Genomic DNA, 10,125 nt, shown 5'->3' on the forward strand with positions numbered 1-10,125 from the left:
ACGGGTGCACATGCCTGTGTCTTCCCCGCCAGTACTGGCTTCACCATCTCTGAAAGGCTGGCCGCTCTCGGTAGCGTAACGAGGCTGAACCGGGTTCGCTTTCGCTACGGCTCGCACCGTGCGCCTCACAGGTGCTTCAGAACTCCGGTTACCCGGTTACCCCGCCTGCTCGGCTACATGTGTCACAGGCATTTCACATGGTGAACTCCTTTCAGTTCACAAGAAAGGTCAGGCTTAGCCTGACGCACCAGAGGAAGCGGAGTCGTTCCTCTGCTTCCCCTGCGTGACACGATTCTCTTTCTGGAGCCGGGACCACCCCGGATGAAGAGCGCCCCCCGCCGGTGCCGCGGCGGGGGGCGCTCACGTCCGGCGGCGGCCGGTTACGGCGCGGAAGCCGGCGCCGCGCCGGTGCCCTCGATCAGCGGGCGGCCTCGCTGGGCGTAGAGGGCGGCTTCCATCACGATGGCCGCGGTGTTCACGTTGCGGCCGCCGGACACGCGCCCGTTCTCCTCGAACACCCCCGCGCCCCAGCCGGCCGGGCTGCGCGCGCCCTGCACGCGGTCCAGCGCCAGGCGCGTGTAGTCGCTGGGCAGCAGCGCGTGCCAGCCGTGCGCCGCCTTTACGCTCACCGTGCGCGGCCGGGGCCCGCGCGGGGCGCCGGCCGGCGCCTCAACGGCGAACGGGCGGCGGCTGGAGTAGACGGAGTAGTACAGAAAGTACGGCGGACCGGTCAGCGCGTCCTCGTTCACGATGGTCACGGTGCCGGTCTGCTTCCACCGCTCCTCCTGCGCCCGCAGCACGTTGGCCGCCAGCGTGCGGATCTCCGGCGTCCACCCCAGCTCCAGCCCCATCATCACGAACGGCTCGCTGGTCAGGTGCTCGTCGCCGCGGCGGTCGCCCATCACCGGCACCCCCAGCACGGGCACGGGATAGGTGTTGCGGCCCAGGTTCAGCGCCTCGGCCGCGGTGTGGCCCCACGCCGCGAAGCCGGCCGCGGCGTACTGCTCGTAGCCCACCCGCCCCTCCTGGTACTTCCGCAGCCGCCCGCTCCGGTTCAGGTCCTCGCCGCGCAGGTAGCCGCCCTGGATGAGCCGGTCGTAGTCCAGCCGGTTTACGATCTGCGTCATCAGGTCGCGGTACTGCGGCTGCGTCTGGTCGATCACCCGCAGCACCGCCATCAGGCGGCCGAGGTCCATGACGGACCAGCCGTATCCCCGCTCGCGGGTGGTGGACTCCTGCCCCGGGCGCCCCGCGATCTGCCCCGTGCGGGTGGAGTACATCTTGTTGAACGCCACGTCGTCGAACAGCCGCGCGTCGATCAGCGACTGCAGCGCGCGGCGCATGCGGCGGTCGTACTCGTCACCGTCCAGCAGGTCCAGCTGGTCGGCGCAGTACAGCGCCATCAGCCCGCTGGCGATGTCCCACACGGTGGCGTACTCGTACTCTTCCACGGAGTTGATCCACCCCGTGGCGGGGTTGTAGTTGGCGTCGGCGTAGACCCAGGCCGTGCGCGCCGCGTCCAGCAGCCGGTCGCGGTCCGCCTGCGTCAGCGCGACCGCGGCGGTCGCGGCCGCGGTATCCTGCGCGTCCACGCCCGGCGCCAGCGCCGGGCCGCACAGGATCGCACCCGTCAGGATGATTCGGTTCAGCATCGAAAGCAGGTCTCCGGGGGTGTGGCTGAAACCCCGGAGCGTATCAGCCGGGGCCGGACCGGGCTGGAGGCAAGCATCAGACCAATCGTTTCCCCACCTCGCGCCTGCCCACCTCGTGCCGCCGCATACGAACGACGCGCCCGCGAATGCTCCGCGGGCGCGCCGGTCCAGTTTCGTTCTGAAGAACGGACTACGCGGGACGTCCCTGCACGGGCGCCGCCACCTGCCGGGTGGCGCCGGCACCCGCCACCGAAGCGGCCACCTGCTGCGCCAGAGTGCCCGCGAGGTACGCCAGTCCGGCGGAGAGCGCCAGGTTGGTGAACGGTGCCTGCTCGAAGCCCGGCACCAGCCGCGTCACCACGAAGCCGGTGATCATCCCCGCCAGCCCGCCCACCAGCTTCCACGGCCACGGCCCCGGGGGACGCGGTCCGTCGTCTGGACCCGGATTGGGACCCCACGGGTCAGAGGGATCGAACCCGCCTCCACCAACGCCACCCCCTCCGCCGCCACCGCGAGGCGGCAGCCGCCACCGCGGCCACGGATCGGGGCACATGCCGGCAATGGCCCACACCGCCAGCGCCAGCCAGATCGGAACGATTTCCATGATGCGCTCTCCATCCAAAGAAGGTGCCTGAAAGGACGATCTCCGCAACGATCCACAGGTGCAAACGGAGCGCCGGAGAGTGGCGTAAAAGCCCCTGCACTCCATCACGTTGCGCTCAAGTTACTTACGCACGCACCACCTTCCGTCGCGGCACCATGCAGCCGGCTCGCTGGGGCGTCCGGGCACCAGCGCCGAGGCACCGATGTCCCGCGCTGCCCCGCCCGGTCACCCGGAACGCGCGCTCCGCAAGGGATCCGGATCCAGCCGCTCTCGCGGCGGTGGCTCACCACAAACAACAGACGGTCCCTTTCTCCGCAAGATCTTGTGAATCATCCGCTTGCGCCTGTGTTTCGACCCTGCTTTGCAGAATGCGGAGATCCCCTGCAAAACGCGGCGGAGGGAGGCCGGACGGACATGGACAACGCTCAGAAACCCCAGCAAACACAACGATTTGCGGAATGCGGCGCGGAGGTATGCAACCTGCCTTTCTCCCGCCCGATCACGTACCCGCCGCCGGGGTTCCCGCCCCGGCTTCGGGCACCGACGAGAAGTGGCAAACCCGCCGAAAGGCGGCGACGCAAAGCTACCGAGGCTACCGCAGGGCGCGCCCGCGCCCCGCCACGCCGGTCGAGCCGCCGAACCAGGTGTCTACCGCCATGCAATTCTCCGCCGTACTCCGCCGCCCCCGGGCGGCCGCACTCCTCATGGCCTCGCTTCTTGCAGCGTGCAGCGACATGCCCACGCACGCCGAGACGCCGTCCACCGCTCCCGACCCCGTCCCCGCGGCCGACGCCGCCGCGCGCCCCTTCTTTTCGGGCGCGTTCCTGGGCGACGCCAACAGCACGCCGGAGCGCATCGGCCCCGCCGTCCGCGAGTTCGCCCAGCGTTCGGGCAAGCACCCGTCGATGGTGAAGACCTTTCACAACCTGGACTGCGACTGGTCCGCCGGCGCCTGGTGCGGGCAGCTGCTGCGCGCGGTGCGCACGGCCGGCTCGGCCAACTTCCTGGCCATCGACCTGCGCTGGACCGGCGCGCCGGAAAAGGGGCTGCTGGACGCCATCAACGCCGGCGCGGCGGACGCGCGGCTGGCGGCCATGGCCCGCGGCTTTGCCCAGTTCGGCGACCCGGTGCTGCTGGAGCCGGCGTGGGAGATGAACGGCAACTGGGCGTACGCCTGGCAGGGGATCGAGAACGGCGGCGACACCCGCGCCCCCGCGAAGTACGTGGCCGCCTGGCGCCGCATCGTCGACATCTTTCGCCGCGAGGGCGCCACCAACGTCCGCTGGGTGTTCAACCCCAACGTGGGCAACCCGGTGCAGGCCGGCGCCGGGCAGGGACACTGGAACTGGTACGGCAACTACTATCCCGGCGACGCGTACGTGGACTACGTGGGCGCGCACGGCTTCAACGCGCCGCGGGTGTGGGGCGGCGCCTGGCAGAGCTTCGGCGAGATGTTCGACGGGGCCCGCGCGGACCACATCCTGAGCGACCTGGTGCGCCGCTACCCCGGCAAGCCCATCATCGTGGGCGAGTTCGCCACCGACGAGGGCGCGGGCGGGGCCAAGGCGCAGTGGATCGGCGACGCGTACCGGGCGCTGCTCAGCCACCCCAACGTGGTGGGCGCCGTGTGGTTCAACATGAACAAGGAAGCGGACTGGCGCATCGAGTCGTCGCCCGCCGCCGAGGCCGCCTACCGGGCCGCCATGGCCGAGCCGCGCATCCGCACCGCCTTCGACGTGGCCGCCAGCACCTCCCTCGCGCGGCTCGCCTCGAACTGACGCCGGTCCGGACCGCAGCAGCAGAAGGATCGGGCGCCGCATTCCTGCATGGATGCGGCGCCCGGTCCTTTTTCGCGTCTTTCCCCGGACACCAGAAAAGACGATTTCTCGCGCAGAGGAAACAGGGAACGCAGAGACAGGCAACTCTGCTTCCTCCGCTTCCTCTGCGTGAGACCGGATCCCTGCAGGGGGGAGCGCAGGGACCGGACCCGCGGATGCGGCAGGGAGGCAGGCGACGGGCGGGCCCGGGCGGCCGTTAAACGCATGATCCCGTTCAAACCGAGGTATGACAAGGCATTGCGCCGGCTGCGACGAAGGGCTTTGCCGGGGGCATACTTCTCGCGTACGGCCCGCTTGCCGAACCGCTGGTGCGCGGAACGGTAGCAGCTTCCCGCCGTGTGCGGGGATTGCGACAAACGCGGCCAGCCGCCGTTCTCCCTGTGCCGGGAGAGCCGTGTCCGCTGTCCCAAAGCGCAGGTTTCTTCATGAGCAACACCAGGTCCCGCGGCGCCCCGGCGGCGCCGCATGCCGAGCCGCTCCGGCGGCGCCCGGCCAACGCGGTTCCCGACCTTCCCCAGTGGCAGGAACGGGGCATTCGCGCCATCGCCGTGGTCACCCTGGCGTACTGGACGTACTACATCATCTGGCGCTGGGGGTGGACGCTGAACCCCGACGCCCTGTGGTTCAGCATTCCCCTGGCGCTGGCCGAGACGTGGGGGCTGATCACCGCGTTCGTGATGATCCACTCCGTCTGGCGCATCCGCCACCGGCAGCCCGTTGAGGCGCCGGAGGGGATGAAGGTGGACGTGTACATCACCTGCTACGACGAGCCGCTGGAGGTCATCCGCCGCACGGCGATCGGCGCGCGGGCCATCCGCTATCCCCACAAGACGTACGTGCTGGACGACGGCTCGCGCGACGAGGTGCAGGCCATGGCCCAGGAGCTGGGGCTGGGGTACATCCGCCGCCTTACGCACGAGCACGCCAAGGCCGGCAACCTGAACAACGCGCTCAAGCACACCGACGGCGACTACATCCTGCAGCTGGACGCGGACCACGTTCCCCTCCCCCACATCCTGGACCGGGTGATGGGGTTCTTCGACGAAGACCCCCGGCTGGCCTTCGTGCAGACGCCGCAGGACTTCTACAACACCGACGCGTTCACCTACAACGTCGACGAGCAGTCGCGCCGCATCTGGGAGGAGCAGCGCCTGTTCTTCGGCGTCATCCAGGCCGGCAAGGACAGCCTCAACTGCACCTTCTTCTGCGGGTGCAGCGCGGTGATCCGGCGGGCGGCGCTCGACGACATCGGCGGCTTCTCGGTGCAGACCATCACCGAGGACATCGAGACCTCGCTGGTGCTGCACTCGCGGGGGTGGAACAGCGCGTTCTACGGCGAAAGCCTGGTGTACGGGCTGGCGGCGCACAACGCGGTGGCCTTCCACACGCAGCACCTGCGCTGGGGCCAGGGCGGCATGCAGGTGTTCAAGCGCTTCAACCCCATCACCTACCCGGGGCTCAGCCTGTCGCAGCGCATCAGCTACTTCGGCTCGCTCACGGCGTACGTGGGCGGCCTGCAGAAGCTGGTCTACTACGCGTCACCGCTGATCTTCTTCTTTACCGGGGTGCTGCCCATCAAGGCCATGAACTCCGAGTTCCTGGCGCGGTTCCTTCCCTTCCTCTTCCTCAGCTTCCTGCTGAGCGAGGCGTGGGCGCGGGGGCGCAGCAACACCTGGATGTCGGAGCGCTTCCACATGGTGAAGTTCTGGACGTACACGCGCGCCGTGATGTCCATCTTCAGCAGCAAGGAGCAGAAGTTCAAGGTGACGCCCAAGGGCGCGGGGCACGTGCCCTTCAAGACGTACTCGCCCCAGGTGACGGTGATGGCGCTGTCGCTGCTTGCCGTGGTGTGGGCCACCCTGGCGTACGAGTTCGGCTGGGTGGACTACCGGGTGCAGGGGTGGAAGAGCGCGGCGTTCCTGAGCAACGCCTTCTGGGCCTCCATCAACTTCGCCGTGGCCGCCAGCGTGGTGCGCATGAGCATGAAGGCGCACGGGCACCGCGCCGACCACCGCTTCCGCGACCGGTTCCCGGTCACGCTGGCCATCAGCGGCGCCGGCGGCCGCACCCGGTCGCGCATTGCCCTGGCCGAGGACCTGAACCCCGGCGGCATCGCCATCCGCACCCCCCAGCCGCTCCCCGAGGGAACGCAGCTGCGGCTGACCCTGCCGCTGAGCACGGCCACGGTGACGGTGACGGGAACGGTGCAGTACAGCGGCGAGGTGCAGGAAAAGATGAAGCGCAAGCGCAAGCAGGAAGAGGCTGCCCCCGCGGCCGTGCCGGCGTACCGGTCGGGGATCGCCTTTGGCGAGATGCCGATGAACGTGCGCGACCAGATCGAGCTGCACTGCACCAGCCACTCGGTGCCCATGGAGCAGCAGCAGTACAGCATCAACTCGTCCACGGTGTTCGAAAAGACCATGGACTGGATGCGCAACGCCCGCCGCGAGCAGCGCCGGCCGGTGCGCATGCCGGCCACCGTGCACGTCGGCGGGCGCGGGCGCAAGACCGGAAAGCAGCGGGTGGCGTTCCTGGAGGAGATCAGCGCGGGCGGCGCGCGGCTGATCATGGACGAGCCGGTTCCGCCGCACACGGTGGTCCGCTTCGAGGTGCCGGGGACCAAGGTGCACGGCACGGGCAGGGTGGTATTTGCGCGCGCCATCGAGACCCCGCTGGGGGTTCGCTTCGCGGTGGGCGTGCAGCGCAGACGGCGCATCGAAATCGGACCCGTGAAAAAGGTTGAGCGGATGCAGAGCAGCAAGCTGATGGGACGTGCGGGGAAGGCGGCGGTCGCGGCGATGACCCTGGCGCTGGCGGCGCCGGCCCTGGCGCAGGACCCGGTGGTGTACGCGGCCACGGAGTTCGACGCCGAAGACCTGCAGCTGTACCTGGTGGGCGCGTCGGTCAGCTCGCCGGGGACGGGGCTGGGATGGACGGCGGGGGTGAGCGCCTTTCACCTGGTCTACCCCGCCGGCGCGGACGGGACGAACACGCTGAACTCGGTGACGCCGGCGGCGGGGCTGCGCTACGGCTTCGAGGGCGGCGCGGTGGCCGGCACGGTGGGCTACGCGCTGGTGAGCGGCGGGGACGGCGGCGAAGATCCCGTGGACGTGGTGGGCGCCCCCGGTGGCGGCGAGGACGGCGTGGTAACGCAGCTGCAGGCCAACTACTGGGGCGACGGCTTTCGCAGCGGCCAGGCGATCGCGCTGTACAACTTTGGCGCCGAGTACTACTGGACCAACTTCCGCGGCTCGCAGCGCGTGCTGAGCACCGGCGACGCCACGGGGCTCAACCTGGGCGCCGAGGCGGGGATCCAGGGCGGCGGCGACGGCGGCTACCAGGCGTTCCAGGCCGGCGGACTGGTGGAGTACCAGCTCACCCCGGGGCTGCGCCTGGTGGGCGTGGTGGGCGGCAAGGCCGACAACCGCGACGACTCGCCCAGCGTGTTTCCCTACGTGAAGCTGGAAGCCGTGGCCCTCCCGCGCCTGTTCTGACCGGCGGAGCGGAAGATTGAAAAGCGCGGCGGGCGTGGATACTCTCCACGCCCGCCGCACTGTTTTTCATCCGCAGAAGATCACTGAGATTCCAGGAACCTGTCATTCTGAGGGAGCGCGCGCCCCGGACCTTCCGGAAGAGCCGCGGAGCCGGCAGCGCGACCGAAGAATCTCCCGCCCCTCGCGCGGAACCCCTTCCCGGGCATCGCCCGGGAACACAACGTGACGGAAAGATCCTGCCGTTCCCGAAAAAGATTCTTCGGTCGGCGCCATGGCCCCGGCACGTGAAGACGGGTTCGCGTGGCGCCTCCCTCAGAATGACACTTTTGTCGGGGTCTGGTACAAAAGAAGAATCTCCCGCCCCTCGCGCGGAACTCCGTCCCGGGCATCGCCCGGGAACACAACGTGACGGAAAGATCCCGCCGTCCCGAAAAAGATTCTTCGGTCGGCGCCACGGCCCGGTGCGTGAAGACGGGTTTGCGGCGGCGCCTCCCTCAGAATGACAGGTTGGGCGAGGTCTGGTACAAAAGACGCCTTGTGTCAGAAGTCGGCGCTGCCAGGGGTTCGGGGGTACGGCAGCACGTCGCGGATGTTGGCCATTCCCGTGGCGTACATGATCATCCGCTCGAAGCCCAGCCCGAAGCCCGCGTGCGGCACCGTGCCGTAGCGGCGCAGGTCGCGGTACCACCAGTACCCGGCGGCGTCCAGCCCCATCTCCTCGATCCGGCGGTCCAGCACGTCCAGCCGCTCCTCGCGCTGCGACCCGCCGATGATCTCTCCGATCCCCGGCGCCAGCACGTCCATGGCCGCCACCGTGCGCCCGTCGTCGTTCAGGCGCATGTAGAAGGACTTGATGTCCTTGGGGTAGTCCGTCACCACCACGGGCCCGCCCACCAGTTCCTCCGTGAGGTGCCGCTCGTGCTCCGTGGCCAGGTCCACGCCCCACTCCACGGGGAACTCGAACTTCTTCTTCGATTCCTTGAGCCGGCGCACCGCCTCCGTGTAGTCCATCCGCTCGAAGGGCGACTCCACCAGGTCCCGCAGCCGCTTCAGGACGCCGGGCTGGATGCGCTCGTCGAAGAACTCCAGGTCGTCCAGCCGCTCGTTCAGCAGGTCGCGGCAGATGGACTTGATGAAGTCTTCCGCCAGGTCCGCGTCGTCGTTCAGGTCGGCGAACGCGATCTCCGGCTCGATCATCCAGAACTCGGCCGCGTGGCGCGTGGTGTTGCTGTTCTCCGCCCGGAACGTGGGGCCGAACGTGTACACCTTGCTCAGCGCCATGGCGTACGCCTCCACGTTCAGCTGCCCGCTCACGGTGAGCGACGCCGACCGCCCGAAGAAGTCCTTCCCGAAGTCCACCCCGCCCTCCGGCGTGCGCGGCAGGTTGGCCAGGTCCAGGGTGCTCACGCGGAACATCTCCCCCGCGCCCTCCGCGTCGCTGGTGGTGATGATGGGCGTGTGGATCCAGTAGAAGCCGCGCTGGTCGTAGAACCGGTGCACGGCCATGGCCAGCGCGTGCCGCACCCGCGCCACCGCCCCGAACGTGTTGGTGCGGATGCGCAGGTGGGCCACGGAGCGCAGGAACTCCATGGAGTGCTGCTTGGGCTGGATGGGGTACGTCTCCGGGTCATCCACCAGGCCCACGACCTCCACCGACGTGGCGTGCACCTCCACGGGCTGCGGGCGCCCGGGCGTCTCCACGACCGTGCCGTGGACGATGGCCGACGCCCCCGTCGTGAGCCGCTGGATCTCGCTTTCGTAATTGGGCAGGTCGCGCTGCGCCACCACCTGGATGGGCGCGAAGCCCGATCCGTCGTGCAGGTTGATGAACGAGAGGCCGGCCTTGCTGTCGCGGCGCGTGCGCACCCAGCCCTTGATGGTGACGGCCTCTCCCGGCGGCACGCTGCCGCGCAGGAGGTCTGCGATCTGGTGGTGGGGCATCGACTGGCTTCTGGTCCGGGTGTTCGTCAGGCACGGATGCAGACGCCCGCGCACGGTGCGCGGGCGAATGGAGCAACAAAAGTATGCGCCCCCCGCTCAAAAGGAAACGGCGGCCCGCGCCGGAACTGGCGCGGGCCGCCGCTACGGCCGGTCAGCGATTCAGCACCCCTCGTAGGTGCACCCCGCCTGCTGTGTGAAGAAGCAGGGGGAACAGTACGACAGGCTCCCCGCCACGTTGGCGTGGCCGTCCACGGTCCCCTGACCCACGTGTGCCGCGGCGGCGTCGAACGATTCCACCCGCAGCGAATCCACCTCGAGCGTCAGCTTTTTCATCGTTCCGTCTCCAAGGTCGTGGTCCTGTCTGGCGCAGGAGGCGCCTCAGAGGGTGTTGCCAAACCCCCAGAATCACCAAGAAGCGCTGACTTCCTGAGGGAGCGCACCACGCGTAACCTGACTCCACACAACCGCCTGCGCGCGACCGAAGGACCTGCTCTCCGGCGAGGCGGGGCCGGCTTCATGCCGCGGGCCCAGCCCCGTCGTTCTGCTGGCGAGGTCCTTCGGTCGGCGCGAAGGTGCAGTGTACAAACGAGGTACGG

At 69.1% G+C, this 10,125-nt stretch carries 6 protein-coding genes and 1 riboswitch; of the genes, 2 read left to right on the plus strand and 4 right to left on the minus strand.

Going from position 1 to position 10,125, the window contains the following annotated elements:
* Window positions 1-380: 380 nt before the first annotated feature.
* Both VGC13_RS03975 and VGC13_RS03980 read right to left on the minus strand, forming a co-directional pair.
* Window positions 381-1,652: a DUF3131 domain-containing protein gene (locus VGC13_RS03975; RefSeq protein ID WP_331123911.1), complete on the minus strand. Its 1,272-nt coding sequence runs from the start codon at window positions 1,650-1,652 to the stop codon at window positions 381-383.
* Window positions 1,653-1,842: 190 nt separating this feature from the next.
* Window positions 1,843-2,256: a hypothetical protein gene (locus VGC13_RS03980; RefSeq protein WP_331123912.1), complete on the minus strand. Its 414-nt coding sequence runs from the start codon at window positions 2,254-2,256 to the stop codon at window positions 1,843-1,845.
* Between the two features lie 542 nt (window positions 2,257-2,798).
* Window positions 2,799-2,896, plus strand: a riboswitch (cyclic di-GMP riboswitch).
* Window positions 2,897-2,990: 94 nt separating this feature from the next.
* Here VGC13_RS03980 and VGC13_RS03985 point away from each other — a divergent pair.
* Window positions 2,991-4,034: a glycoside hydrolase family 26 protein gene (locus VGC13_RS03985; protein ID WP_331123913.1), complete on the plus strand. Its 1,044-nt coding sequence runs from the start codon at window positions 2,991-2,993 to the stop codon at window positions 4,032-4,034.
* 485 nt (window positions 4,035-4,519) lie between these two features.
* Window positions 4,520-7,588 (plus strand): glycosyltransferase family 2 protein, encoded by a 3,069-nt coding sequence (locus VGC13_RS03990; protein ID WP_331123914.1) that lies wholly within the window; start codon window positions 4,520-4,522, stop codon window positions 7,586-7,588.
* Window positions 7,589-8,128: 540 nt separating this feature from the next.
* On the opposite strand, the gene asnS is transcribed toward VGC13_RS03990, so the two are convergent.
* Together asnS and VGC13_RS04000 are read right to left on the minus strand one after the other, a co-directional pair.
* Window positions 8,129-9,529, minus strand: a complete 1,401-nt coding sequence (gene asnS, locus VGC13_RS03995) for an asparagine--tRNA ligase (protein WP_331123915.1) — start codon at window positions 9,527-9,529, stop codon at window positions 8,129-8,131.
* 159 nt (window positions 9,530-9,688) lie between these two features.
* Window positions 9,689-9,862, minus strand: a complete 174-nt coding sequence (locus tag VGC13_RS04000; RefSeq protein ID WP_331123916.1) for a hypothetical protein — start codon at window positions 9,860-9,862, stop codon at window positions 9,689-9,691.
* Window positions 9,863-10,125 lie beyond the last annotated feature (263 nt).

Source organism: Longimicrobium sp., from assembly GCF_036399255.1.
In the GTDB taxonomy this organism is placed as follows: domain Bacteria; phylum Gemmatimonadota; class Gemmatimonadetes; order Longimicrobiales; family Longimicrobiaceae; genus Longimicrobium.